At 44.4% G+C, this 26,115-nt stretch carries 21 protein-coding genes, 5 tRNA genes, 1 rRNA gene and 1 pseudogene; 15 read left to right on the forward strand and 13 right to left on the reverse strand.

The genetic code is table 11. The features are described 5' to 3' along the window. Positions 1–65 precede the first annotated feature (65 nt). The 4 genes and pseudogenes from rrf to Q5C82_RS17240 all read left to right on the forward strand — a co-directional run bounded on the left by rrf (position 66) and on the right by Q5C82_RS17240 (position 3,598). Positions 66–181, forward strand: a 5S ribosomal RNA gene (gene rrf / locus Q5C82_RS17225). Between the two features lie 122 nt (positions 182–303). Further along, positions 304–823, forward strand: a pseudogene (locus tag Q5C82_RS17230) (alcohol dehydrogenase); the annotation flags it as partial. 271 nt (positions 824–1,094) lie between these two features. Further along, a complete protein-coding gene (locus tag Q5C82_RS17235; RefSeq protein WP_003223615.1) occupies positions 1,095–2,531 on the forward strand; it encodes a SulP family inorganic anion transporter in 1,437 nt (478 codons plus the stop codon). Between the two features lie 146 nt (positions 2,532–2,677). Continuing rightward, the gene (locus tag Q5C82_RS17240; RefSeq protein WP_079996281.1) at positions 2,678–3,598 is read left to right on the forward strand and encodes a bile acid:sodium symporter family protein; all 921 of its coding nucleotides are present in this window, start codon (positions 2,678–2,680) and stop codon (positions 3,596–3,598) included. A 16-nt stretch (positions 3,599–3,614) separates the two neighbouring features. Here Q5C82_RS17240 and Q5C82_RS17245 read toward each other — a convergent pair whose 3' ends face one another. From Q5C82_RS17245 to Q5C82_RS17305, 13 genes are all read right to left on the reverse strand, one after another. Next, the gene (locus tag Q5C82_RS17245) at positions 3,615–4,364 is read right to left on the reverse strand and encodes an alpha/beta hydrolase (protein WP_003223619.1); all 750 of its coding nucleotides are present in this window, start codon (positions 4,362–4,364) and stop codon (positions 3,615–3,617) included. Then, positions 4,361–5,371, reverse strand: coding sequence for an iron ABC transporter permease FeuC (gene feuC, locus Q5C82_RS17250; protein ID WP_003223622.1), 1,011 nt, complete (start codon positions 5,369–5,371; stop codon positions 4,361–4,363). The genes Q5C82_RS17245 and feuC overlap by 4 nt, the downstream gene beginning before the upstream one ends. Then, positions 5,364–6,368, reverse strand: a complete 1,005-nt coding sequence (locus tag Q5C82_RS17255) for an iron ABC transporter permease (protein ID WP_003223624.1) — start codon at positions 6,366–6,368, stop codon at positions 5,364–5,366. The genes feuC and Q5C82_RS17255 overlap by 8 nt, the downstream gene beginning before the upstream one ends. Before the next feature lie 18 nt (positions 6,369–6,386). Continuing rightward, on the reverse strand, positions 6,387–7,340 hold the full coding sequence (gene feuA / locus Q5C82_RS17260) for an iron ABC transporter substrate-binding protein FeuA (RefSeq protein WP_003223626.1): 954 nt from the start codon (positions 7,338–7,340) through the stop codon (positions 6,387–6,389). A 90-nt stretch (positions 7,341–7,430) separates the two neighbouring features. Continuing rightward, on the reverse strand, positions 7,431–9,020 hold the full coding sequence (locus tag Q5C82_RS17265) for an AraC family transcriptional regulator (protein WP_013307897.1): 1,590 nt from the start codon (positions 9,018–9,020) through the stop codon (positions 7,431–7,433). Between the two features lie 190 nt (positions 9,021–9,210). Next, entirely contained in the window at positions 9,211–10,455 is a 1,245-nt protein-coding gene (locus tag Q5C82_RS17270) for an exo-beta-N-acetylmuramidase NamZ domain-containing protein (RefSeq protein WP_003223628.1), read from the reverse strand. A gap of 13 nt (positions 10,456–10,468) precedes the next feature. Further along, on the reverse strand, positions 10,469–12,397 hold the full coding sequence (locus Q5C82_RS17275) for a glycoside hydrolase family 3 protein (RefSeq protein ID WP_003223630.1): 1,929 nt from the start codon (positions 12,395–12,397) through the stop codon (positions 10,469–10,471). A 27-nt stretch (positions 12,398–12,424) separates the two neighbouring features. Beyond that, positions 12,425–13,750, reverse strand: coding sequence for a penicillin binding protein PBP4B (gene pbp4b / locus Q5C82_RS17280; protein ID WP_032727254.1), 1,326 nt, complete (start codon positions 13,748–13,750; stop codon positions 12,425–12,427). A 55-nt stretch (positions 13,751–13,805) separates the two neighbouring features. Beyond that, positions 13,806–15,173 (reverse strand): PTS transporter subunit EIIC, encoded by a 1,368-nt coding sequence (locus Q5C82_RS17285; protein ID WP_003223635.1) that lies wholly within the window; start codon positions 15,171–15,173, stop codon positions 13,806–13,808. A gap of 25 nt (positions 15,174–15,198) precedes the next feature. After that, entirely contained in the window at positions 15,199–16,050 is an 852-nt protein-coding gene (locus Q5C82_RS17290; protein WP_003223637.1) for a MurR/RpiR family transcriptional regulator, read from the reverse strand. A gap of 13 nt (positions 16,051–16,063) precedes the next feature. Next, a complete protein-coding gene (murQ, locus tag Q5C82_RS17295; RefSeq protein WP_003223639.1) occupies positions 16,064–16,981 on the reverse strand; it encodes an N-acetylmuramic acid 6-phosphate etherase in 918 nt (305 codons plus the stop codon). Positions 16,982–17,090: 109 nt separating this feature from the next. After that, positions 17,091–17,573, reverse strand: a complete 483-nt coding sequence (locus Q5C82_RS17300) for a GNAT family N-acetyltransferase (RefSeq protein ID WP_003223640.1) — start codon at positions 17,571–17,573, stop codon at positions 17,091–17,093. Between the two features lie 12 nt (positions 17,574–17,585). Next, entirely contained in the window at positions 17,586–18,041 is a 456-nt protein-coding gene (locus Q5C82_RS17305; RefSeq protein WP_003223642.1) for a DUF523 domain-containing protein, read from the reverse strand. 180 nt (positions 18,042–18,221) lie between these two features. On the opposite strand from Q5C82_RS17305, the gene Q5C82_RS17310 reads away from it, so the two are divergent. The 11 genes from Q5C82_RS17310 to glmS all read left to right on the forward strand — a co-directional run bounded on the left by Q5C82_RS17310 (position 18,222) and on the right by glmS (position 26,103). Beyond that, positions 18,222–18,296, forward strand: a tRNA-Glu gene (locus Q5C82_RS17310). 3 nt (positions 18,297–18,299) lie between these two features. Continuing rightward, positions 18,300–18,375: transfer RNA gene (locus Q5C82_RS17315), tRNA-Val, on the forward strand. A gap of 4 nt (positions 18,376–18,379) precedes the next feature. Then, a tRNA-Thr gene (locus Q5C82_RS17320) sits at positions 18,380–18,452 on the forward strand. Positions 18,453–18,473: 21 nt separating this feature from the next. After that, positions 18,474–18,558: transfer RNA gene (locus tag Q5C82_RS17325), tRNA-Tyr, on the forward strand. Positions 18,559–18,565: 7 nt separating this feature from the next. Continuing rightward, a tRNA-Gln gene (locus tag Q5C82_RS17330) sits at positions 18,566–18,637 on the forward strand. A 228-nt stretch (positions 18,638–18,865) separates the two neighbouring features. Beyond that, complete coding sequence (gene sigW / locus Q5C82_RS17335) at positions 18,866–19,429, forward strand: RNA polymerase sigma factor SigW (protein ID WP_003223646.1); 564 nt, start codon at positions 18,866–18,868, stop codon at positions 19,427–19,429. A 13-nt stretch (positions 19,430–19,442) separates the two neighbouring features. Continuing rightward, the gene (gene rsiW / locus Q5C82_RS17340; protein ID WP_003223647.1) at positions 19,443–20,069 is read left to right on the forward strand and encodes an anti-sigma-W factor RsiW; all 627 of its coding nucleotides are present in this window, start codon (positions 19,443–19,445) and stop codon (positions 20,067–20,069) included. Between the two features lie 166 nt (positions 20,070–20,235). After that, a complete protein-coding gene (gene cdaA, locus Q5C82_RS17345) occupies positions 20,236–21,057 on the forward strand; it encodes a diadenylate cyclase CdaA (RefSeq protein WP_003223651.1) in 822 nt (273 codons plus the stop codon). Beyond that, positions 21,050–22,504 (forward strand): CdaA regulatory protein CdaR, encoded by a 1,455-nt coding sequence (gene cdaR / locus Q5C82_RS17350; protein WP_003223653.1) that lies wholly within the window; start codon positions 21,050–21,052, stop codon positions 22,502–22,504. The genes cdaA and cdaR overlap by 8 nt, the downstream gene beginning before the upstream one ends. A gap of 18 nt (positions 22,505–22,522) precedes the next feature. Beyond that, a complete protein-coding gene (glmM, locus tag Q5C82_RS17355; RefSeq protein WP_003223656.1) occupies positions 22,523–23,869 on the forward strand; it encodes a phosphoglucosamine mutase in 1,347 nt (448 codons plus the stop codon). 431 nt (positions 23,870–24,300) lie between these two features. Next, on the forward strand, positions 24,301–26,103 hold the full coding sequence (gene glmS / locus Q5C82_RS17360; protein ID WP_003223659.1) for a glutamine--fructose-6-phosphate transaminase (isomerizing): 1,803 nt from the start codon (positions 24,301–24,303) through the stop codon (positions 26,101–26,103). Positions 26,104–26,115 lie beyond the last annotated feature (12 nt).

The following is a 26,115-nucleotide window of genomic DNA, read 5'->3' on the forward strand; positions in this document are numbered from 1 at the left end:
ACTTAACCCACATTTTGAATGATGTCACATCTGTTATCTAGTTTTGAGAGAACACTCTCAATTTGTTTGGTGGCGATAGCGAAGAGGTCACACCCGTTCCCATGCCGAACACGGAAGTTAAGCTCTTCAGCGCCGATGGTAGTCGGGGGTTTCCCCCTGTGAGAGTAGGATGCCGCCAAGCAATTTGAAAAAAGGGCAGCTCATATGAGCTGTCCTTTTTGTATTCTGGTTTACCGGACAGGCAAGATGTTTGCCGCTGATTACTTTGATGTGAAAACTGAATAGGATGACTGTCGCGAAAGGGAGGACCATTTTATGTATAAAATCCCGGATGATATGCATTGGGAACAAGCCACTTTAATTGAGCTGCTTTCCTGTGTATTAAATGTGATAGAGCGGGCTGCTTGTTCAAATGATGGTGAAAAAACTATCAAGGCTGACCGTTGCGACTGAGGTTGGTGAGTACAGGACAGAAGCGGCAGGCCTGATATCAGATTATGTTTATCATCCGCAGGATTTAACGGTGGACGAGGTCAGACGCATTAATCAAGGGAGAAAATTTGAAGTGATTTTTGACACGGTCGGCAATCAACTTCCACTAATAAGACAAGGACGGAAGGATTGTGCCCATGAATTTGATGATATGTATGAGATGAAAGTTAGGCCTTTCCAGCTGCTTTCTAATGGCGTGATGATCGTTGGAACCGGAAAGGCTCGCCAGATTACAGAGAAAACCCCGCTTAAGAACTATGAGGCTGCCATCCAGGAATTGACGGGCATAGATCCGTTGTCAAATGAGAGAAAAGATATTACTGCAGTTTAAACGATTCTTATTTCTCATCCAGATATGATATAATGCAGTGAAATAGCTCAAACTAAGTTTGAGCCATTATTTTCTTCATCATAGATCTTGCGTATTTGATCAAAATTTAATATGATACTCTTTGTATAATAACTCCTTGCCTCAAAACAACATACTCAACGTGTCCTCTTTTTCTCCGGTCGTTTTCCTTTCATTTCTCCCGTAAAATAAAGAAAGCTCCCAATACAACAAATACGGTGCGGATTTATTTTTTAAAAAGGAGTCGTTATATTTGAATAATAGTTTTACATTAAAGCAGCAATGGTTCGGGAATATCCGAAAAGACATTCTTGCTGGCATTTTAGTTGCGTTAGCATTAATACCTGAAGCAATTGGCTTTTCTATTATAGCCGGTGTTGATCCGATGGTCGGTCTTTATGCGTCATTTTGTATAGCCATTATTATTTCTATTTTTGGCGGCAGACCAGGCATGATTTCAGCTGCAACTGGCTCAATGGCGGTCGTTATGGTGTCGCTGGTTGCTGATCATGGGCTTCAATATTTATTTGCGGCTACGATTTTGACAGGAATTATTCAGGTGATTTTAGGTATCAGTAAAATTGCGAGATTAATGAAATTCATTCCGCGTTCTGTGATGATCGGGTTTGTGAATGCGCTGGCGATCCTTATCTTCTCTGCGCAGCTTCCTCAGTTTGAAGGTGCTTCTTGGAGCATGTATGCGATGCTTGCCGGGTCGTTGGTTATTATTTATGTGCTGCCGAGATTTACGACTGCGGTTCCGTCTCCGCTTGTAGCGATTATTGTGATGACGATTATTGCGGTCACTTTCCATGTGGATGTGCGGACGGTAGGGGATATGGGCAATATTTCTAGCTCATTGCCTCATTTCTTAATTCCTGATGTTCCGTTTACCTTTGAAACGCTGCAAATCATTTTTCCTTATTCGATTGCTTTAGCGTTTGTTGGGTTACTGGAATCTTTGCTGACAGCACAGATTATTGATGAAATGACGGATACAGACAGTGACAAAAACAAAGAGAGCCGCGGACAGGGAATTGCGAATATCGTAACTGGGTTCTTTGGCGGTATGGCTGGCTGCGCTATGATCGGACAATCTGTCATTAATACAAAAGCAGGCGGACGCGGACGCTTGTCAGCATTTGTTGCCGGTGCTTTTCTGATGTTTTTAATTGCCGTCTTAAGTACTGTCGTCGTGAAAATTCCGATGGCTGCGTTGGTGGCCGTTATGGTTATGGTATCTGTCGGCACATTTGATTGGTCTTCTTTAAAAGGCCTCAAAAAAGCGCCGCTCACAGACTCAATTGTCATGGTTGTGACTGTGATTACGGTTGTTGTGACGGATGACTTATCTAAAGGCGTATTCGTCGGGGTTCTCTTAAGTGCCGTGTTCTTTGTGGCAAAAATCTCGAAGCTGAAAATTGTTTCTTATGAAGAGGATCAAAAACTGAGAACGTACCAAGTGAAGGGGCAAATCTTTTTTGCATCAGTGACTGATCTTACGAATGCGTTTATTTATCAAGAGGATATTGAGCGAGTCGTGATTGACTTAACTGAGGCTCACGTATGGGATGATTCAGGAGCGGCGGCGCTTGATAAGATTGTGGCGAAGTTTAAAGAGCAAGGAATTGAAGCTGAAGTAAAGGGTTTGAACAAAGCTAGTAAAGCCCTTATGAAGCAAATGACATAAAGTGTGAAAGCCCAGATTGATGAGATCTGGGCTTTTTTATATAACATATGACTGAACAGCATTGATATAATAGAGTGAGATAGAAATATTTAATAGGAGACTTGTTTATGACGCTTCAGAAGCTGAACCGTGTATTGGGGAAAGTCATGCCGCTTTTAACGCCTACTAGTGTTGTGCTGGGCGTGCTGCTGTCTCAGTTTTTAAATGGATATGAAAGCGCTGTGCCTTGGATCTTTGCTTTTATTACGTTTGCTGGCAGTTTGAGCGCTAACTTTCAATCTTTGAGACATGCATTGTCTCATCCTCTTCCTATGATTCTTGCATTATTTGTTCTTCATATTTTTATGCCGCTTTTTGCTTGGGGCAGCGGCCATCTTATCTTTAAAGGCGATCCTTTGACGATCACCGGCTTAACATTGGCTGTTGTGATTCCTACGGGGATTACAAGCTTGATTTGGGCAGCGATGTACAAAGGGAATGTCGGTTTGACGCTTTCGATTATTTTAGTTGATACGGTGCTGTCGCCGTTGATCGTTCCGCTGAGCCTTTCATTGCTAGCCGGTGCTCAGGTGCATATGGATGTGTGGGGGATGATGAAAGGGCTGATTGTGATGGTTGTGATTCCTTCTTTTCTGGGTATGCTGTTTAATCAGATCTCACCTCCAGAAAGAACCGCATCTGTGAGCAGTTCGCTGTCACCTTTTTCAAAGCTTTGCCTGATGGCTGTGATTGCGATTAACAGTTCTGCGATTGCCCCTTATTTCAAAGCCGTTGATTTGAGATTCGTAGGAATAGCGGCGACGGTTTTCTTTATCGCGTTAACAGGCTATGCAGCTGCTTGGCTGATCGGAAAAATGATGAAAAGGCGCCAGGAGGAAATTGTATCTCTTATTTTTACGGGAGGCATGAGAAATATCAGTGCCGGCGCAGTTCTTGCCGTTACGTTCTTTCCGTCTCAGGTTGCCGTTCCGGTGGTGATCGGCATGCTGTTTCAGCAGATACTGGCTGCTTTATTTGGCTACATGCTGAATCGTTTTGAATTAAAACCTGTATTGCAGAAAGCATGAAAAAAACCGCTCAAATCTATGAGCGGTTTTTTCCGTATAGCCATTCGAGCGCGATGGTGAACTGTTTGCAGAAGTACTTCCGGTGGTGTACCGCCCCTTTTTCAATTGAAAAACATAGCTGATCTTCAGTGAAGCCTTTTTCTTTTAAACTTTGATACACTTGCTTTGTATTCTGCAGCATATGTCGCTGAATGGATTGTTTTTCACGGCCTTCTTCACTGCCGACAGACATAAAGACACGTGCAGTACCGGGTTTTAAAGAAGATAAATGAATGGTTTCCGCTGCGTTCTCGTACCAGTAGGAGCCTGAGATAGAGCCTATTTTTTCAAACATAGACGGATACCTTAATAAGGCGAACATTGAAATGAGGCCGCCTAATGAGGCACCAATCATTCCCCTTGACTGCGGTTCCCTGGTGACATTCCAATTTTCTTCGATAAACGGAATGAACCGGTTTGTTATGTCTGACAGATAGTCATATCCCATGCCTCCGAAGTCTGGGAACCGATCACTGAGTGATGCAGCTGGCCAAGGGGTATATTCATCCAGCCGGTTTTCGGGTTCGATACCGATCAGCACGAGTTCAGGCAGCCTTCGCTGTTGAAATGTGCTTTCTAATAATTCGATTTGGTCTTGAAACAAAGAACTGCCATCTTGCACGTAAACAGCAGGAAATCTCCTGCTGTTGTCTGGGCTGTAGGAAGGAGGGAGGTACAGCGTAAACCTCCTTTTACCGGCTTTATGCTCTGAAAGAGATCCGTTCAAGCATTCCCCCCCTTTTTTTGCTTGAAAAGCAGATATAAGAAATAAGGAACACCGAGGATCGCCAAAATAATGCCTGCGGGCACTTCCGCGGGCTGGAAAAACAGTTTTCCGGCAAAGTCTGCGCTTATCACTAGCAGCATGCCGATTAAACCGCTCAGTGGCAGGATGTCGCGGTGTTCGACACCAGCCAGTCTCCGTGAAATATGGGGAGCAATTAAGCCAACAAACGCCATGCTGCCCGCTACGGAGACACAGGCGCTGATGATTGCTACGCACGCGATGAGCAGAATAGTTTTTTCTTTATTTGATGAAATACCAAGGCTTCTGACTGTGTCTTCATCAAAACGAATAGTGTCGAGCAAGCGGGACTTGGCGATAAGAATAGGTATAAACACCAGCATCCAAGGGAGAACGGCTGTGATATACGTCCAGTTGGCAGACCAGATGCTTCCGTTTTTCCACACCATGGCCATTTGATAGTCTTGCGGGTCCATTTTTAATGATAAAAACAAAGACAGGGCGCTGAATCCTGAATTGATTGCGATACCCACCAGAATAATTCTACCTGAATCTAAATTGCCTCTGTGCCATGCAAATATGTAAATCAGGATCGCCGCGATCAGTCCGCCTATCAATCCGAAGAAAGGCATTCCCATCGCCGCAGCTATGGATGTCACTTCCTTCTGGCCTTGGAACAAGAGCATAAAAGCCACAATCCCGGCTCCCGCTCCTGCATTGATTCCGAGAATTCCCGGGTCTGCAAGTCCGTTACGTGTGATGGCTTGAATGACGGCGCCTGCAATGCCAAGACCGAGTCCGATAATTGCTGCCATAACAACCCGCGGCAGTCTTAAATCGAAAAGCAAAATTTCATACTGCGGATTTGGATTAATCTGAAAAAGAGTGGAGAGCAGTTCAGCCGGACGAACAGAAAATGATCCGCTCGTTAAGCTGAAATAGCTGACAACGAGAATTAAAGCGATGATCACGGCATATTTTTTAGCCATTTTGCTCCCCTCCTTTTCGTTTAATCAAATAAAGGAAGAAAGGTACGCCGATAATGGATGTCACGACTTCAATCGGTGTTTCAAACGGATAATTGATAAATCTGCTTGCGAGATCACACAAGGTTAAAAAGATACCGCCCAAGATGCAGGAACACGGAATCAGCCTGCTGTAATCAGAGCCGACGAGAAATCGCGTGATATGCGGAACAACCAATCCGACAAACGCAATTTTTCCGGCCAGCGCTACTGCACTGCCGGTTAAAATGATGACTGAAAGCATCGCCATGATTTTAATGGTCTTTTTCTTTTGCCCCAGACTTTTAGAAATGTCGTCGCCTAATGATACAGCGGTCACCTTTTTGCTGAGAGAAATGGCCATCACAATGCCAATTAAGAAAAACGGAGCGGCTAGTTTCAGGAAATCTGGACTCATTTGGTGAAGTCTGGCGCTGTACCAGAAACTTAGATCCTGTGAAATTTGAAAATATATCGACATGGCCGCTGATAAACTGCTGAGCAGCATGCTTGTGACTGTGCCGATGATGGCAAGCTGTACGGGGGAAAACCCGTTAGGCATCATGGCGGCAAGGCTGAATACTAACACAGCTCCTAATGCTGAGCCGATAAAAGAGTAAATGATCATTTCAAACGAAGACGATTGCGGGAGCAGAACCATACAAAGCGTGATGATAAACGCGGAACCATCTGAAACGCCCATAATGGAGGGCGAAGCTAAATAATTGCGCGTAATGCCTTGCATAAGCGCTCCAGAAACAGCAAGGGCTGCCCCTATGAGCAGAGCGCCGGCAGCCCTTGGAATCCGGGAATGCCATATAATTTGATGGTCTGTGTTTCCCGGATCGAAATGAATAAGAGATGTAAAAACAATATCTGTGCTTAGATGCTTTGCGCCATATAGGATCGAAAGCAGCAGTGACAGTGCAATAGCAAATGGAGAAGTAATCAATATGATACGTGTCCACTGTTTTGAATACATACAAAAACCTACTCTGAATTAGTTTTGTGTCAATTTTTCAGCAGCCGCTTTCAGGAAGCGGACTTTGCTCCAAGCTGTGCCGCCTTGTGCAAGAGGATCTACCGAGTTGACGTACACATGATCTTCTTTGACTGCTTTAAGGCTTTTCCAGATTGGATTTTTCTCTAAATCTTTTAAGGCTTCAGGTTTATCTGCATTTTCATCATCAGAAAATTGGACGAAGATGTGGTCCGGATTCATTTCACTTAATTTTTCTAATGAAATCAGCTCTTGTGCTTTTGCAGCTTTTACTTCGTCCGGCGCTTTAAGGCCTAAATCACCATATAGTGTGGAGTTAAAGTACACCTGTTCAGGGTAAATGTAAATGTTACCTTGTCTGATTCTGATGACAAGCGCTTTTGAATCTTTTGCTTTTTCGTTAATTTTTGTTTTCGTTTCTTTTAGATCCTGTTCATAGTTTGCAATGATTTTTTTCGCTTTTTTCTCTTTTCCCGTCAGCTGGGCAAGCAGCATCATGTTTTCCTTCCAGTTTGAAGAGATATGGGAAACGGGGATTGTCGTGCCGGCAGTGCTGATTTTTTGCAGCGTTTTTTCCGGGAACTTTGTTGAAGCAAGGATGACATCTGGCTTCATTTCAAGAATTTTTTCAATGTTTGGCTCCATTTTTTCTCCGGTTGCTTCGGCTTTATCAGTGATGTCTTTGAACATATCAGGGAATTTGCCGGAGAATGAAATCGCGCCTTGCGGATGAACATCAAGCAGTTTCGCGTCTTCCATCGATTCTACGCTTCCCGTAATGGCAATTTTGTCTGTCGGTACAGTTACTTCATATGTTTTATCCAGGTATTCAATTTTCTTCTTCTCAGACGCTGTGCCGCTTGCCTTGCTGGCAGTCGATTCATTTTTGTTGCCGCAAGCTGCCGCCGTCAGCACGAGAAGCAAGATTAATAAGGTAAGAGATATCTTTTTCATCTATAGAGCCTCCTGTTCAATTGATAACTATTATCAATTGGAATTATAGAGAATGAACAGATATAACACCATGGACAAATTCCAAATTTATCATGGACAATCACCGGATAGTAAAGAAATGGTTTGCTGAACGATCCGTTCGTGCCCGTAAGCTGAGTATTCATTCCAAGGATCAAAGGATAGAAGATAAACACGGTTATTTCGTACCGCACTTAGGTTTTGCCACGCCTCTGTCTGTTGCAATTGCTGGTAATAAGCAAGGGTTTCAGGCTCTTTAAATAGAAAAAGCATTATGCAGTCAGCTTGGTCATTTGCGATATTTTCTAACGAAATAGCTTGATCTGAAGATGTGTCTTTCGTTCTTGCCGAATGAAATCCTAAATCTCCGAAGAAGACTTCGCGGACGCTTCGATTATGTGCCAGATAGAAGTTTTGCTTATGCAGCCTGAGAAAGAGAAAACGCAGCTTCTGGGCGTGTTGAAGTGTTTTTTTGCCGGCCGCTGCCTGCTGGTCATAAGCTGCAAGCCACTTTTCTGCTTCTGACTCTTCCTTTAAGAATGAGGCAGTTTGCAGAAAGTGAGTTCTCCAGCTTTCTTCTGAAGGAAGGTAAATGACTTCTGCGATGCAATTCAGGCGATTTTTTTCTGCTGGAGAAATAGAATCCATGCTGAAAATCACATCTGGTTCAGCCTGAGATAACGTGTTCAGGTTTTCTTCCCACTTTTCATTAAACCGGTATGCGCTGAGCTGGACGGGTATATCTGTCGAATAATGCTGATAGTAGTAAGACGTCCATTTTGGGTGCAGCGCGGCCGCAAACGGTATGTGATTCAAGGGGATGAGATGGCCTATTGTGCCCCTTCCGTATGCGGCAATTTTTTTTCGGCGTTTTTTCATATAGCTTGTAGGTGAACAGCCTGTATGCTTTTTAAAGATTCTGCTGAAATAAAATTCATCTTGATAGCCGGTTTGGTGGGCAATTTCCTTCAATTTGCAGTTTGATCTTGCCATGAGCCGTTTTGCTCTGGTGATTCGCGTTTTTGTGATGAACTCTGTAACGCTCTGACCTGTCCATTTTTTAAAACTTTCGCTGTAGTGTTTGGCGCTGATTCCCGCCATTTGCGACAGCTGGGCAAGTGTAATTTTTGTATCGGCATGGGTTTCGATGTATTGTTTTGTTTTTTCGATTGCTGAATGTGTATCCGTCTGGTCAGATAAATTGGCAGTAAAGAGATCATAAATCAGGCTTTGAACTTCAATCACACATTTTAGCTGAGAAAGCTGAGACGATTCATTCCATAGCGCTATAAGCTCTTGAAGCCGGACTGCAAGGTTTTCGATATGTGAAACATTCACAAGCTTCAGTTTGGCTAATTCCGTTTCTATACAGGGTGTTAAGATATCTTGCCCGGTTTCCTTGACATAACTTTGGAGCCTGATTAGACAGGCATCTATATGACCTTGGGCTGCGGGCGTAAAGCCAAAGGTCTCGTTAGGCGGACAAACATAAAGTGTCTTTTTTTGCAAAGGACTGATGTTTGTTCCGATTGAAATATGGCCGTTTCCTTTTAAATGAAAGATCAGCACGAATGAATCGGCTAATTGCTGTTCTGAGAAGAGATCACTTGTTTTTTTCAGATATTCAATTTGTATGGGATGATAAATCACTGTATTTTGCAAGAGTAGACCACCTTTTCAGAAACATTCAATTGATAATCATTTTCAATAAAATTGTACCAAATAAATGAAAGTTTTCCTATATAAAGCGGAAGGGTTTTTTGTCATGAAATAAACCCTTACTCAGATATAAAAGTAAGGGTCTTTTGTTCGGTAAGAAAATGTTACACGTGTAACATACGATGCTTACGTCTTAATAGATAAGATATTTTTTTCTTGTTTTGCCGAATTGTTGGAGTGGTTTTTCATAGCTAGCTATGATGTCTTCAATAGATGCACCATTTTCAATTTTTGTCCTGATCCAGCCGTTGCCCGCCAGTTTATCAAATGAACCTGTTGACAGGAACTCAAAATGTTCAGGATAGAGGTCATGTATTGTTTTAATGAGTGACAGACCTGTTTTAACTGCTTCAAACTTTTCTCTGTCTGTCACATAGAGCTGCACACCGTGGCAAAGCGTTCCTTGATGTTTAGAAAACGTCGGCGTAAAGGAAGCTGCCCTGAATGTCACGCCCGGCAGATTGAGGCTGTTTAATGTTTCTTCAAGCTCTGTGCTCTTGATAAAGGGAGCTCCAATTAATTCGAATGGCTTTGTTGTACCCCGCCCTTCGGATATATTTGTTCCCTCAATCAGCCCTGTTGCCGGATAAACCAATGTGCTCTCCACCGTCGGCATGTTAGGTGAAGGGAGGACGAAAGGCAGTCGGGTATCGTTAAAATCCATTTTTCGTTTCCAGTGTTTCATTTTCACCACTGTCAGATCGGCATTTATGTCAAATTCCTTGTTGAACAGTAAAGCCAATTCGCCTATGGTCATTCCATGCTTTAACGGAATAGGGTACAGTCCGACAAATGAGGCGTATTCAGGTTCTAAGACGGGTCCTTCAATATGAATCCCGCCTTGAGGATTCGGGCGGTCCAGCACCATAAAAGGAATGCCGTTTTCTTTAGCAGCTTCCATTGCGTATGCCATTGTATAAATGTACGTGTAGTAACGGGTCCCGACATCCTGAATGTCAAACATAAGAACATCGACATTTTTCAGCATCTCTGGAGTCGGTTTCTTCGTTTTTCCGTAAAGGCTATATACGGGAATCCCGGTTTTTTCATCAATGTAAGAGCCGACTTCGTCTCCCGCCTGAGCGTCGCCGCGGACGCCGTGCTCAGGGCCGAATAAAGCTGTCAGCTTAATATCAGGATTTTCGTAAAGAATATCGACACTGCTTTTCAGAGATGCGTTTACGCCGGTTGGATTGGTAATCAATCCGATTCGTTTTCCCTTGAGCTGTTTTTTATAATCCGGGAAAAGCGTGTCTATGCCGGTCTGGACTTTAGGTTTTTTAGCCGTTTGATTCTTAGAATCGGGTGATGCTGAGACAGCTGTTATTGTTCCAATCATCATGAGCCCCGTGAGAAAAGTGAATATTGTTTTTCTCATGTGTCCCTCCTTATTAGAGTGGTTTTCCCGTTTTGATATTTAATCCATAGCCATATGGATAAAGGATGTCTCCCGGTTTCGTGACTGACGGAATGTCAACTGGAAGTGTGCCTTTAGGTTTTACCTGGCCGAATATCGCCATAACTCCGGCGGGGATATTTGGTTGAAGATAACGGCCATTCGCGTATCCTTTAAAGCCATAGACAGCAATGAGTGCCTTAGCTTCTTCAAAATTGGCGGCATCATATGGGTTGCGCAGGCTCATTAAGACAAATGGTTTGTTGTGCTGCAGTGTGGCTTTCATCACAGCTCTCGGAAATACGGTGGCCCATTTGCTTGAATCTGATATGGTGTCGTCGATGACACCGTCGTTGACGACAGGGTCATTTTTCACGACATAGGAGCCGGTTATGATATAATCAGCCTCTTTTACTTGTTTTTCATGCTCGGCATTAAATACTTGGTTGGCAAAATTCATTTTGCTGAGGGACACGGGTTTGATTTTCTTTCGTTTGACGAGATCGCGAATGGTTTGTTCAATCGAAGCCGTTTGTTCTTCGTAAGGCGCGACAATTAAGATCCGGCTGTCTTTTTTAGGCTTGAACGGCAAGGTGTGCTGTTCATTTTTTAATACGGTCACTGCTTTTTCAGCTATTTTTTTCTCCGCTTTCAGGTGATGCTTGCTTCCTACGATTTTCTGGGCTTTGTCTATTTTTTCTTTTATGCTGTCGTCGTTTCGAGCTGGATACATACCGCGTTTTATTTTCAGGGAAATGATTCTTTCAACCGATTTGTTGATTTGATGTTCCGGAATGTCTCCGTTTTTTACGGCTTCTTCTAAAGCTTGAATAACACGTGCGTATTTCTGTTCTTCTTTCAGAGAAGTAACTGAGGCAGGCATTAATGCAATATCGACACCGGCTTTTATAGCCATGACAACAGCCTCTTCCTGTCCGAAATGATCTGCGATTGCTTTCATATTGAGAGCGTCAGTAACGATGACGCCATTAAAGCCCATTTCCTGACGAAGAAGACCTGTCATCACTTTTTTCGAGAGTGTAGCAGGCACCAAAATGTCCGATCCATCGAGTTTGCTTTTGTATGTGGTGTCGTCAAAGGCAGGAAATTGAACGTGAGCTGTCATCACCATATCAGCACCGGCATCAATTGCTCTTTGAAAAGGATAGAGCTCGACCTCACGAAGCCGTTCTTGGCTATGGGAAACGAGCGGCAGTCCGTAATGGCTGTCAACGTCCGTGTCTCCATGTCCCGGGAAATGTTTGAGGGCAGAGGCGATATCTTGCCGCTGCAAACCTTTCATCGTATATAAACCGAGTCGTGCTGTCAGTTCTCGATTAGAGCTGAATGACCGTACGCCGATTACCGGATTATCAGGATTATTATTAATGTCCATGACGGGGCTGAAATCCGTATTAATGCCTAAGGCAGAGAGCTCCTTTCCAATAATGGTGCCGGTCTGATAGGCGTTGATTCTGCTTCTAGCTGCGCCCAGCGCCATATTCCCTGGGAAATTAGTGCCCTCCCCTAATCTCGTTACGATACCGCCTTCCTGATCAATACTCAGCATGAGCGGAATTTTGGGGCTCGCCTTTTGGTAAGCGTCAGTAAGCTGTACAGTTTGCTGTGTTGTTTTTACATTTTCTGCAAAAAGGATGACGCCGCCGAATTGATACTTCTTGATAAGGCCTGCGACTTCCTCATTCATTTCTGTGAAGGCTTGCGGAGAAGACTCGCCCTCCTTTTGCCAATTTCTGAAATCAGGCATCAGCATCTGGCCGAGTTTTTCATCTAACGTCATGCGATTGACAATCTGCTTGGCGTCAGCTGAGCCGCTGGATGAAGTAGCTTTTGTCTGACTGGCGCCAAGAAAACATGAAAAAAAGAGAACGGCTGAAAGGATAAGCGGAAATACAGGTTTCATATAAACTTCCTCCTATCGTCGAATCATTCATTCCATCGCTTCATAGATCGCGGTAATGACGCTCCCGTAACTGCCTGTTGGAAATTGATCACCCTCAAACACATTTGGATTTTCCTCTGGATCAGCAACTGGTGAATGCTTTTTGTTTGTTAATAATGCAATGCCTAAATTGAATGTTGGATCAACGATTGTAACTGTCCCTGTCCAGCCGGTATGTCCGTAAGCATTTTCGCTGGCATAAGGGCCAAACATCCATTCCATGCTTTTACTTCCGTTTCGACGCCAGCCAAGAGCGAATGTCGGATCTGTTGCTGAAGGTGCTGTAAATAGGTCGGCTGTTTTCTGATCAAATAAAGAAATGTTTCGGTGTGATCCTTTGTTTAACATGACCTGCAGCAGAATGGCCATATCATCTGCATTTGAGAACAATCCGGCATGGCCAGACACACCATCCATTGAGTAAAACGCTTTTTCGTCATGAACTTCTCCTTGCAGCGTGTTAGTACGGATATTAGGGAAATGAATAACGCCGTCCCGTGTATTGCCCATACGCTCAGTAGCTGCGAACTGCTTTGGTTTAAAGCCTTTTTGCAGCGGATTATACAAGGTATGCTTCAGCTTCAGCGGCTTGTAGAGCTCTTGCTCCGCGTAGACATCAAGCGGTTTGCCGGTGAGTTTTTCGACAATACAGCCGAGGAGCATATATCCAATGTCACTGTAAACGTGTTTTGTCCCTGTATGATAATCGAGCGGAATTTTCGTCAAATATTCAACCGTTTTGTCCCGCTCCTGAGAATAGTACATGCCGGCTTTTTCCGGCGTGTAAAAGTAAAAGCTTGAGGGGAGTCCTGATTGGTGATGGAGGACATCAATGACACGAATCTTGTCTTTTCCTTTAATAAGGTCTCCCGGCTGATCCTTGAAATCAGGCAAATATGCAGAAATCTTTTCATAGACATCGAGTTTTCCTTGGGTGACTAAGCGCTGCAATGCAAAATTAGTTGCATACATTTTTGTATTTGAGGCTAAGTCAAACATCGTGCGGGTTTTCATTTTGGTCGGGCGTCTCAGCAGTTCTGATCCTTCGTACTTTTTACTGTAGCCGTATGCTTCTTTTTTTATGATGCGGCCATCCTTCACGACGACAAGAACGGCGCCTGGAAATCCTGCTGCAATATCCCGTTCTATCATCTGATCAACCTTCCTTAGTTTCTTCGACGAGAATTGTACAGTTTCTGCATTTATGGTTTTCGGCCCCACTTGGTAGTCTGCTGTTTGTGCGTAGGTTTCGTTTGGCGTCAATATAGATAGGGTGAAAATGGCACTGAATAAGAACAATAATTTTGTTTTCACTGTCTTGCTCCTTTCCGTGCGTCTATCCGCTTACTATTCCTGAAACAGAAACCATTTAATCGAACTGAGAAGCCATTTCTTCTTTATATCCGAATGCATAGGTCAATAAAAAGCCGGCCGCGTAGGAAATAAAGAGTCCGATGATATACAGAATGATTTGGGAAGAAAGGACGAGAAAGGAAAGCGGCAGCCCGGAGACACCAATCGCAATGGTGGCTACCTGAAAATAAGCCTGAAAGGCGCCGCCGATTCCAGCTCCTAAGCACGCTGTTAAAAACGGCCGGCCAAGTGGCAGCGTGACTCCGAAAATAAGCGGTTCGCCAATTCCGAGCAGCCCCGACGGAAGCCCACCGGCGATTGCTTTTCTCAATGTTGATTTTTTCGTTTTCACAAAGATGGCAAAGGCGGCGCCTACCTGTCCCGCGCCTCCCATAGCCAAAATAGGGAGCAGAGGATCATTGCCGATCGAATTGATCAGTTCCATGTGCACAGGCGTCAAGCCTTGATGCAGTCCGGTCACGACGAGAGGTAGGAAGGTAGCGCCCAGAATAAAGCCTGCAGCGATGCCGCCGATGTCCAAGATGGACAGAAGGCCGGATGTAATAGCATCAGAAATAAAGCCGCCTAAAGGCATAAATACGACATACGTTACGATTCCGGTGATTAACAGTGAAACGGTTGGGGTGACAATGATATCGAGTGATTGAGGAATAAAACGGCGGATAAATTGTTCGGTGTAAGCAATGAATATGGCTGCGAAAAGAACCCCAATCAAACCTCCCCTGCCCGGAAGAAGCTGTTCTCCGAATAAACTGATCTTTGCGATCTCCGGATTCATAATCAAGATCCCCGCCAGAGCTCCAAGAGCGGGTGTCCCGCCAAATTCTTTCGATGCGTTAATGCCGACGAGAATGCCGAGATAAGTGAACAATCCTGATCCGATGACTGTCAGGATAATAGCGATTTGTGATTCTGCAGAGAGCCAGCCGGCTTGAATGATTGCTTTGGTAATCCCAGTGATTAAACCGGAAGCGACAAGTGCGGGAATAAGAGGGATAAAGATGCTGGCAATTTTACGTAAGAAAAGTTTAAAAGGAGTGGCGTTTTTTCGATTTATGTCGGCTTTCTTTTTGGCCGCAGCTTCTTTGACGTCGACACCTTCTTCTGCTGACACGAGCTTTGAGAAAGCGGCTGTGACATGGTTGACGACTCCTGTGCCGAGGATGATTTGTATGGTTTCAGCTTCGACGACCCCCAATACGCCGTCAAGCTCTCTTAAAGCCTGAGCATCTGCTTTGCTTTCATCATAAGGCGTAATACGCAGGCGTGTCATGCAATGTGTATATGAGGAAATATTGGATTTTCCTCCGCATAGCTCAAGGATTTTCTTTGCGAGATGATTGTAGTTATTTTCTTTGCTCATCAAAACCCCTCCTCTTCCAGATGCCTTATTTTTTTCTCATAGATTGTATGGCTGCTTTCGTTTTATCGATATAGCCGGTTGTTTCTTCATACTGCTCAGCCGCCATGCCTAAAAACAAAACATCAATCATAAAAAGCTGGGCGAGGCGGGAGGAAGTGGCTGCACTTCGAATCAGGGCTTCGTTGGAGTGCGTTGTGTACAACGGGACATCAGCCAGCGCGGAGACGGATGTCTGGCTGAATTGTGTCAGACTGATCGTTGTGATGCCTTTTTCCTTAGCCATCGTGATCAGTTCAATGATTTCCTGCGTCTCTCCCGAAAACGAAATAGCGAATACGATGTCATCCTTATCTGCATTTGCGATTAATGATGCCACAAGATGAGTGTCTGTGAACGCGGTTGCTTGTTTATGAATGCGAAGCCACTTTTGCTGGGCGTCCTTGGCGACAATGCCGGAAGCCCCGACGCCGATAAAATGCACGGTATGAGCTTTGAGAAGCAGAGAAACCGCTCGTTCAAGCTCTTTGTAGTCCATCAGGTCTGAAGTATCCTGAATGGCTTGAATGGCATTGCCGGCCGCTTTTTCAGAAATGGAGGACAGCGGTTCGCGAGGCGCAATGTCCCGATAGCCTTGTACAGCAGGTTTTGCCAGATCGCCTGCCACTCTCATTTTTAAATCTTGAAATCCCTTTAGTCCGAGCGATTTGCAGAGCCTGATGACGGCAGCGTCACTTGAATTGGCTAAGGCACTGATTTCGCTGACAGTGCTTTCTATAGCTTTGTGGGGATGAGTTAAGATGTAATCTGCAAGTTTACGCTCGGATGGGGGAAGCTTGTGCTTCATTGATTGGATGATCGCTAAACCGCCTGTTGCCATTCTTGGTCTCTCCTTATCTTGAATGGTAATGTTCGATTGCTTTGTCTATAAAACCGTTTGTTTCATCAAGCAATGTTTTAGCTTGTTCCTGATCTGTGCTTGTTTTGAGCATGACGATTGCTGTTTTGACGTGATGATTGGCTTTTTCCAGAGTGTGTCTGGCTGTGTCGTATGAAGCGTTTGTGAGGCTTTGGATGATACTGATGGCGCGTTCCTTTAATTTTTTGTTGCTGACATTGACGTCTACCATCAAGTTTTCGTAAACCTTGCCGATTTTGACCATTACAGCGGTGGATATCATGTTTAGAATCATTTTATGAGCAGTTGCGGCTTTCATACGTGTTGATCCTGTAATGGCCTCAGGTCCGACGACAACCTCAATGCTGTGATCCGCATCTTTGCTGATGGCGGAATTTTCATTACAGGTAAGGGCGATGGTGTGTGCTCCGACTTTACGGGCGTATGTTAGGGCGCCTGCGGCATAAGGTGTGCGACCGCTTGCTGCGATGGCAATGACGGTGTCGTTTGAAGTGAGTTGTATGTTTTTTAAATCTTCGGCTCCTGCTTTTTCACTGTCTTCAATGCCCTCTGCTGCCTGCAAAAATGCTTTAGGTCCGCCAGCCATGATTCCGATGACCTGATCTGGGCTTACGCTGTAGGTGGGAGGACATTCAACAGCATCCATGACACCGAGTCTGCCGCTTGTACCGGCGCCTGTGTATATGAGCCGGCCTCCATTTTGAAACGAGTCGTACGCGCAGTCTACAGCTGTTTTGATATCGGGGAGAACCTGCTGAACGGCGGCTGCGACTTTCAAATCTTCGTTGTTGATCATTTTGAGGATGCCGAGTGTGTTTGCTTTGTGGATTTCAGCTGTTTGGCTATTGCGTGATTCCGTTGTAAGACGGTGAAGGTTTAATGGTTTTGACATGAGGAGGCCCCCTGTTTAAAAATAATGTATCTCAATATTCAGTATATTCATTTCTGTTATGATATTTCAACTATGTTTTGAAATTTTTGAAATTCTATTTCACTCAAGACTATAAGAAGTAATGAAGGATCAGCTGCTCTCCAAGCGGTCCGATTCTTCGCCGTCCTTTATCAAGAAACCCGCTTTTCATATAAAGGTGCTTTGCACGTGTGTTCAGATGATTGACGGCCAAAATAATTTCATCACACCATGGGAAATAACCGCTCACAAAAGAGGGAAGCTGAAGCATTGCTTTTTTTGCATAGCCTTTTCCGTGATGCACTGCGTGTAACGACAGAGAGCTGAGCAGTAAAGCAAATGGATTGTTAGAATATGGAGCAAGCGTTTCTTTTGATGTATGTAAAATGAAAAAACCGACTGGCAAATCGTCTTTTAAGATGACTACCGGATACCGGTCCCGTATGCTCAGGGCCTGAGTCAGCACCTCTTTCGGGAGTGAGGTAAATCGTTTGTCATCGTTTTTTAGCGTAAATGATTGGAGCTCCGGCAAATGTTCAGGCTTATAGAAGGATAAAGAAATGTCTTGAGTCATGTGATGCCCTCCTTACAATATGTCGTCTAACTGGTTTTCCGAAATGACATGGTAGCCTGCTTGTTTTAACAATGCGGCGGTCACTCCGCTGCCGGGGATTTTTTGGCCGGAGAATGTACCGTTATAGATAAAACCGCTTCCGCACGACGGACTGTTTTCTTTTAATATGACGGTAGAGGCATTGATTTCTTTTGCGTAAGCTAATGTTTTAGCAGCGCCTTCCATATATAATTCTGTTACATCTTCTCCTGAAACTGTCACGATTTTAGCGGTTCCATTGAGAACATCCTCGCCGGTGCCTCCGATGATTTCTGCAGGTTCACGGGGAGTTGAGAAGCCGCCGAGAAGCTCAGGACAAGCCATGACTGCTTCATTTTCATCGATGAGTTTTCTGATTTTCTCCGATGCGGCGTGAGAGCCGTTATATCTGCATTCAATGCCGCCAAGGCAAGAGCTGACTAGTATCATATTGGTTTCTCCTCTCTTGGTTTGCTTGTTTCTATCATAAAAGAAATGATAAATGTTGGGAGGCTTTTTCAGTTAAAAAAGGAGTTAAAAAGTTTGAAAATAAAAAATTTAATTTTTCTCTTTACAAAGGGGGTGTAACCTGTATATAATAACTTTTGTCAGCTCGACGAGAACACAAACGGCCCGTTGGTCAAGCGGTTAAGACACCGCCCTTTCACGGCGGTAACACGGGTTCGAATCCCGTACGGGTCACCATTTGGAGGATTAGCTCAGCTGGGAGAGCATCTGCCTTACAAGCAGAGGGTCGGCGGTTCGAGCCCGTCATCCTCCACCATTTTGCCGGTGTAGCTCAATTGGTAGAGCAACTGACTTGTAATCAGTAGGTTGGGGGTTCAAGTCCTCTTGCCGGCACTCTTTTCTTAACATTAATATGGAGGGGTAGCGAAGTGGCTAAACGCGGCGGACTGTAAATCCGCTCCCTCAGGGTTCGGCAGTTCGAATCTGCCCCCCTCCACCATTATTATTGGGCTATAGCCAAGCGGTAAGGCAACGGACTTTGACTCCGTCATGCGTTGGTTCGAATCCAGCTAGCCCAGTCACAGACACCTTTGACCAAAAGGTGTCTTTTTTTCTTTTTAAAATCGTTCCAACTTCTAACTGTTCAGTCTGTATAATAATTTTAAAAATATGTTAAGGTAGTTTATTCACGAATTACCATCTACACCCTGCCAAAAATTTGATAAACTTATTTTATAAAAAAATTGAAACCTTTTGAAACGAAGCTCGTATACATACAGACCGGTGAAGGCAGAGGTTAGATAAATATGGAAATGATGATTAAAAAGAGAATTAAACAAGTCAAAAAAGGCGACCAAGATGCATTTGCGGACATCGTAGATATTTACAAGGATAAAATTTATCAGCTTTGCTACCGTATGCTTGGTAATGTGCATGAGGCAGAGGATATTGCACAGGAGGCTTTCATCAGAGCGTACGTTAATATCGACAGTTTTGATATTAACCGGAAATTTTCAACTTGGCTTTATCGAATCGCGACCAATTTGACTATTGACCGCATTCGCAAAAAGAAGCCGGATTATTACCTCGATGCTGAGGTGGCTGGTACGGAAGGCTTGACCATGTATTCACAAATCGCCGCAGATGGGGTTTTGCCTGAAGATGCAGTTGTGTCGCTGGAGCTCTCAAACACGATTCAGCAGAAAATTTTAAAGCTTCCTGACAAATACAGAACAGTTATCGTATTAAAGTATATTGACGAACTCTCATTAATTGAAATCGGCGAGATTCTGAACATTCCTGTAGGAACTGTGAAAACGCGGATTCACAGAGGCAGAGAGGCTCTCAGAAAACAATTAAGGGATCTTTAAGTGGGGTGATGAAATGAGCTGTCCTGAACAAATTGTGCAGCTTATGCATATGCATCTTGATGGAGATATCCTTCCAAAAGATGAACACGTATTAAATGAACATCTGGAGACATGCGAGAAATGCAGAAAGCATTTTTATGAGATGGAAAAATCTATAGCGCTCGTCCGGAGCACATCGCATGTCGAAGCCCCCGCGGATTTTACCGCTAATGTCATGGCAAAATTGCCTAAGGAGAAGAAAAGAGCTTCTGTGAAAAGATGGTTCAGAACCCATCCCGTTATCGCAGCTGCTGCGGTATTTATCATTTTGATGGGCGGAGGTTTTTTTAACAGCTGGCATAATGACCAAAATTTCAGTGTGTCCAAGCAGCCGAATCTTGTGGTGCATAACCACACTGTGACCGTGCCGGAAGGTGAGACGGTCAAAGGTGATGTTACAGTCAAAAACGGCAAGCTGATTATTAAAGGCAAAATAGACGGGGATGTAACTGTTGTAAACGGCGAAAAGTATATGGCCTCTGCTGGACAAGTCACCGGTCAGATTGAAGAAATCAATCAATTATTCGATTGGACATGGTACAAGATGAAGTCTGCGGGGAAAAGTGTAGTCAATGCATTAAATCCGAAAGGAAAAGAGTAAAGCGCGTAATCGCTTTGCTCTTTTTTTATGGGCTGAGAGGGCTGGCACATTTCACTTGCCAAATCGAAATGTGGTATAATGGGCTCGCTATGTAAAGTACATATGCGTAACACGTAAAACACAAAATGCGAAATACGAAATGACTGAAATCTTGGAGGACGAGGAAATGGCTTTTGAGGATATCCCTTTTTTGCAGTACCTCGGCAATGCCGTTGATATTCTCCTTGTTTGGTATGTGATATATAAATTGATTATGGTGATACGCGGCACGAAAGCGGTTCAGCTGTTAAAAGGAATTGTCGTGATCGTGCTTGTCCGTATGGCCAGCCAATATTTGGGCCTCAGCACGCTTCAATGGCTGATGGACCAAGCGATAACATGGGGATTTTTAGCAATTATTATTATTTTTCAGCCTGAGCTGAGAAGAGCGCTTGAACAGCTTGGCCGCGGCCGCTTTTTTTCAAGGAGCGGCACGCCTGTGGAGGAAGCGCAGCAGAAAACAATTGAGGCCATCACAAAAGCAATCAATTATATGGCGAAACGCCGTATAGGCGCCCTGCTGACCATTGAGCGGGATACCGGAATGGGAGATTATATCGAGACCGGCATACCTTTAAATGCCAAAGTCAGCTCTGAGCTGCTGATCAATATTTTTATTCCAAACACTCCGCTTCATGATGGTGCAGTGATTATGAAGAATAATGAAATTGCCGCTGCCGCCTGTTATCTGCCGCTTTCAGAAAGCCCGTTTATTTCAAAAGAACTGGGCACGCGGCATAGAGCGGCTGTCGGCATCAGTGAAGTAACAGACAGTTTGACGATTATTGTGTCTGAAGAGACCGGCGGCGTCAGTGTGGCGAAGAACGGAGACCTTCACAGAGAGCTGACGGAAGAAGCGCTGAAAGAAATGCTTGAAGCCGAGTTTAAGAAAAACACCAGAGACACTTCTTCTAACCGCTGGTATTGGAGGGGCAAGAAAAATGGATAAATTCTTAAACAACCGCTGGGCTGTGAAAATTATTGCTCTGCTTTTCGCGCTCTTGCTTTATGTGGCGGTTAACAGCAATCAAGCACCGACTCCGAAAAAACCGGGTGAATCTTTCTTTCCGACATCAACAACTGATGAAGCAACACTGACCGATATCCCGGTCAAAGCGTATTATGATGATGAAAATTACGTCGTGACAGGTGTTCCGCAAACGGTGAATGTCACGATAAAAGGCTCGACAAGCGCCGTGAAAAAGGCTAGGCAGACCAAGAATTTTGAAATATATGCCGACATGGAAAATTTAAAAACCGGCACACATAAGGTTGAGCTAAAGGCCAAAAACGTGTCGGATGGGCTGACAATCTCTATCAATCCGTCTGTTACGACAGTTACTATTCAAGAACGGACGACCAAAAGCTTTCCTGTAGAAGTGGAGTACTACAATAAAAGCAAGATGAAAAAAGGCTATTCTCCGGAGCAGCCGATTGTCAGTCCGAAAAATGTGCAGATTACCGGATCTAAAAATGTGATTGATAATATTTCTCTTGTAAAAGCTTCAGTGAATTTGGAAAACGCAGATGAAACGATTGAAAAGGAAGCGAAAGTGACTGTCTATGATAAAGACGGAAACGCGCTTCCTGTCGACGTAGAGCCCTCGGTCATCAAGATTACCGTTCCGGTAACAAGCCCGAGTAAAAAAGTGCCCTTTAAAATTGAACGGACAGGAAGCCTTCCTGACGGTGTCAGCATAGCGAATATTGAATCCAGTCCCAGTGAGGTAACGGTTTACGGCTCACAGGATGTGTTGGATTCTCTTGAATTTATTGACGGCGTCAGCTTAGATTTAAGCAAGATTAACAAGGATTCCGATATCGAGGCAGATATTCCGCTTCCTGACGGCGCCAAAAAAATTTCGCCGTCAAAGGTGACTTTGCATATAGAAGTAGATAGTGAAGCGGATCAGAAGTTTGAGAATGTCTCTATTAAGACTGTAGGGCTGAGCAGCTCGCAAAACATTGAATTTCTAGATCCTGAATCGCAAGCGATAGACGTGACGGCTAAAGGCTCTCCCGCCAATATAAAAAAACTGAAGAAATCAGATATTGAATTGTATGTGAATGTTTCAGATTTAGATGACGGGGAGCATAGCGTGAAGCTTGAAGTAAACGGGCCTCAGAATGTAACCTGGTCCTTGGGGCAGAAAAGCGCCAAAATCAAGCTGACGTCTAAAAAAAGCAATACATCAACTAATGACAACAGCAGCAATACATCAGGGAACCAGGATGACACAGATAAGCAAACGAATAATCAAAAGAACAACCAGCAAGAAGATACAACGAACACTGATAAAGACAGCAATGATCAAAAACAAGACGAAAATAAAGATCAAAACCAAGATCAGGATGAGGACGAATCCACTGCGGATTCACAATCCACATCAGAATAAAAAAGGAGCGATTATAAAATGGGCAAGTATTTTGGAACAGACGGTGTAAGAGGTGTCGCCAATAGTGAGCTTACACCTGAGCTGGCCTTCAAAGTCGGACGTTTCGGCGGATATGTGCTGACAAAAGACAAACAACGTCCGAAAGTGCTGATAGGCCGCGATACACGCATCTCCGGCCATATGCTGGAGGGAGCCCTTGTCGCCGGACTTTTATCCATTGGCGCAGAAGTCATGCGCCTGGGTGTCATTTCTACACCTGGTGTATCTTATTTAACAAAAGCGATGGATGCAGAGGCAGGCGTCATGATTTCTGCTTCTCACAACCCAGTGCAGGATAACGGCATCAAGTTTTTCGGGGGAGACGGATTTAAGCTTTCTGACGAACAGGAGGCTGAAATTGAGCGCCTGATGGACGAACCGGAAGATAGGCTGCCAAGGCCGGTCGGAGCCGATCTCGGTCTTGTAAACGACTATTTTGAAGGTGGACAAAAATATCTGCAGTTCTTAAAACAGACTGCTGATGAAGATTTCACAGGCATTCATGTGGCACTGGACTGCGCACATGGTGCAACGTCGTCCTTGGCGACACACCTGTTTGCTGATTTAGATGCCGATGTTTCAACAATGGGGACTTCCCCGAACGGATTAAACATTAATGACGGCGTCGGATCGACTCATCCTGAAGCGCTCAGCGCGTTTGTCAAAGAGAAAAACGCCGATCTCGGTCTTGCGTTTGACGGTGATGGCGACCGCCTGATTGCTGTCGATGAAAAAGGAAATATCGTTGACGGCGACCAAATCATGTACATATGCTCAAAACACCTGAAATCAGAGGGCCGTTTAAAGGATGATACAGTGGTTTCGACTGTAATGAGCAACCTTGGCTTCTATAAGGCGCTTGAAAAAGAAGGCATCAAAAGCGTGCAAACGGCTGTCGGTGACCGTTACGTAGTAGAAGCGATGAAAAAAGACGGCTACAATGTCGGCGGTGAGCAGTCAGGACATCTTATTTTCCTTGATTACAACACGACAGGGGACGGATTATTGTCTGCTATTATGCTGATGAACACATTGAAAGCGACAGGCAAGCCGTTGTCAGAGCTTGCAGCTGAAATGCAGAAGTTCCCGCAGCTGTTAGTCAATGTGAGAGTAACTGATAAATATAAAGTCGAAGAGAACGAAAAAGTAAAAGCTGTTATTTCTGAAGTTGAAAAAGAAATGAACGGCGACGGCCGGATTTTGGTCCGCCCTTCAGGCACTGAACCACTAGTCCGTGTTATGGCTGAAGCGAAGACGAAAGAACTGTGCGATGAGTATGTCAATCGCATTGTTGAAGTCGTCCGGTCAGAAATGGGATTAGAGTAACGAAGCCTATTATCAGAGAGTGAACAAGACAAGCGAGTTTTACATATGATAATTGTGAGACATACGGCAAAGTTGTTTAAAAAACAATTGACCGTTTATGCCACATGCTGTAAAATCAAGCTTGTCTTGTTCTTATTTTCTCTACAGGAAAGAAGACGGGATTATTGTTTCACCTATAATTATAGCGCCCGAACTAAGCGCCCGAAAAAAGGCTTAGTTGACGAGGATGGAGGTTATCGAATTTTCGGCGGATGCCTCCCGGCTGATTATGCAGATCACAGCCGTAAGGATTTCTTCAAACCAAGGGGGTAACTCCTTGAACAAAGAGAAATCACATGATCTTCCAAAAACATGTAGGAGGGGACGATTGAAAGTCCCCTTGAAATTTGACTTTCTTCGTCTCCTTTTACAATCTTAGGAGGAAGAAAAATATGTGTGGAATCGTAGGTTATATCGGTCAGCTTGATGCGAAGGAAATTTTACTGAAAGGGTTAGAAAAGCTTGAGTACCGCGGATATGATTCTGCTGGTATCGCTGTTGCCAACGAACAGGGAATCCATGTGTTCAAAGAAAAAGGACGCATTGCGGATCTTCGTGAAGTTGTGGATGCCAATATAGAAGCGAAAGCTGGAATTGGCCATACGCGCTGGGCAACACACGGCGAACCAAGCTATCTAAACGCTCACCCGCATCAAAGCGCACTGGGCCGTTTTACACTTGTTCATAACGGCGTGATCGAGAACTATGTTCAGCTGAAACAAGAGTATTTACAAGATGTAGAGCTCAAAAGTGACACCGATACAGAGGTAGTCGTTCAAGTAATCGAGCAATTTGTCAACGGAGGTCTTGATACAGAAGAAGCGTTCCGCAAAACACTTACACTGTTAAAAGGCTCTTATGCAATTGCTTTATTCGACAACGAAAACAGAGAAACGATTTTTGTAGCGAAAAACAAAAGCCCTCTATTAGTCGGTCTTGGAGATACATTCAATGTCGTAGCATCTGATGCGATGGCAATGCTTCAAGTAACCAATGAATACGTAGAGCTGATGGATAAAGAAATGGTCATCGTCACTGATGATCAAGTTGTCATCAAAAACCTTGATGGTGACGTGATTTCACGTGCTTCTTATATTGCTGAGCTGGATGCCAGCGATATCGAAAAAGGTACGTACCCTCACTACATGTTGAAAGAAACGGATGAGCAGCCTGTTGTCATGCGCAAAATCATCCAAACGTATCAAGATGAAAACGGCAAACTGTCTGTGCCTGGCGATATCGCTGCCGCTGTAGCGGAAGCGGACCGCATCTATATCATTGGCTGCGGAACAAGCTACCATGCAGGACTTGTCGGTAAACAATATATTGAAATGTGGGCAAACGTGCCGGTTGAAGTGCATGTAGCGAGTGAATTCTCTTACAACATGCCGCTTCTGTCTAAGAAACCGCTCTTTATTTTCCTTTCACAAAGCGGAGAAACAGCAGACAGCCGTGCAGTTCTTGTTCAAGTCAAAGCACTTGGACACAAAGCACTGACAATCACAAACGTACCGGGATCAACGCTTTCTCGTGAAGCTGACTACACGTTGCTGCTTCATGCAGGCCCTGAAATTGCTGTTGCTTCAACGAAAGCATACACTGCACAAATCGCTGTTCTTGCTGTTCTTGCATCTGTAGCTGCTGACAAAAACGGCATTGATATCGGATTTGACCTCGTCAAAGAACTCGGTATCGCTGCGAACGCAATGGAAGCCCTTTGCGACCAGAAAGACGAAATGGAAATGATCGCCCGTGAATACCTGACTGTATCCAGAAACGCTTTCTTCATTGGCCGCGGCCTTGACTACTTCGTATGTGTCGAAGGCGCACTGAAGCTGAAAGAGATTTCTTACATTCAGGCAGAAGGCTTTGCCGGCGGAGAACTGAAGCACGGCACCATTGCCTTGATCGAACAAGGTACACCAGTATTTGCACTGGCAACACAAGAGCACGTAAACCTAAGCATCCGCGGAAACGTTAAAGAAGTTGCCGCTCGCGGAGCAAACACATGCATCATCTCACTGAAAGGCCTAGACGATGCGGATGACAGATTCGTACTACCGGAAGTAAACCCAGCGCTTGCTCCGTTGGTATCTGTTGTTCCATTGCAGCTGATCGCTTACTATGCTGCACTGCATCGCGGCTGTGATGTTGATAAACCGCGTAACCTTGCGAAGAGTGTTACTGTGGAGTAAAAATGTTAACCC

Origin of the sequence: uncultured Bacillus sp., assembly GCF_958411575.1 — a bacterium.
Lineage (GTDB): Bacteria > Bacillota > Bacilli > Bacillales > Bacillaceae > Bacillus > Bacillus spizizenii.

Bases quoted from the DNA above. Each gene is read 5' to 3' on its own strand.
- Q5C82_RS17240 (WP_079996281.1), top strand. From the start codon at position 2,678: ATGCCGCTTTTAACGCCTACTAGTGTTGTGCTGGGCGTGCTGCTGTCT.
- feuC (WP_003223622.1), bottom strand. From the start codon at position 5,371: ATGGCTAAAAAATATGCCGTGATCATCGCTTTAATTCTCGTTGTCAGC.
- Q5C82_RS17255 (WP_003223624.1), bottom strand. From the start codon at position 6,368: ATGTATTCAAAACAGTGGACACGTATCATATTGATTACTTCTCCATTT.
- feuA (WP_003223626.1), bottom strand. From the start codon at position 7,340: ATGAAAAAGATATCTCTTACCTTATTAATCTTGCTTCTCGTGCTGACG.
- Q5C82_RS17270 (WP_003223628.1), bottom strand. From the start codon at position 10,455: ATGAGAAAAACAATATTCACTTTTCTCACGGGGCTCATGATGATTGGA.
- Q5C82_RS17275 (WP_003223630.1), bottom strand. From the start codon at position 12,397: ATGAAACCTGTATTTCCGCTTATCCTTTCAGCCGTTCTCTTTTTTTCA.
- Q5C82_RS17285 (WP_003223635.1), bottom strand. From the start codon at position 15,173: ATGAGCAAAGAAAATAACTACAATCATCTCGCAAAGAAAATCCTTGAG.
- Q5C82_RS17290 (WP_003223637.1), bottom strand. From the start codon at position 16,050: ATGGCAACAGGCGGTTTAGCGATCATCCAATCAATGAAGCACAAGCTT.
- murQ (WP_003223639.1), bottom strand. From the start codon at position 16,981: ATGTCAAAACCATTAAACCTTCACCGTCTTACAACGGAATCACGCAAT.
- Q5C82_RS17300 (WP_003223640.1), bottom strand. From the start codon at position 17,573: ATGACTCAAGACATTTCTTTATCCTTCTATAAGCCTGAACATTTGCCG.
- Q5C82_RS17305 (WP_003223642.1), bottom strand. From the start codon at position 18,041: ATGATACTAGTCAGCTCTTGCCTTGGCGGCATTGAATGCAGATATAAC.
- sigW (WP_003223646.1), top strand. From the start codon at position 18,866: ATGGAAATGATGATTAAAAAGAGAATTAAACAAGTCAAAAAAGGCGAC.
- rsiW (WP_003223647.1), top strand. From the start codon at position 19,443: ATGAGCTGTCCTGAACAAATTGTGCAGCTTATGCATATGCATCTTGAT.
- cdaA (WP_003223651.1), top strand. From the start codon at position 20,236: ATGGCTTTTGAGGATATCCCTTTTTTGCAGTACCTCGGCAATGCCGTT.
- cdaR (WP_003223653.1), top strand. From the start codon at position 21,050: ATGGATAAATTCTTAAACAACCGCTGGGCTGTGAAAATTATTGCTCTG.
- glmM (WP_003223656.1), top strand. From the start codon at position 22,523: ATGGGCAAGTATTTTGGAACAGACGGTGTAAGAGGTGTCGCCAATAGT.
- glmS (WP_003223659.1), top strand. From the start codon at position 24,301: ATGTGTGGAATCGTAGGTTATATCGGTCAGCTTGATGCGAAGGAAATT.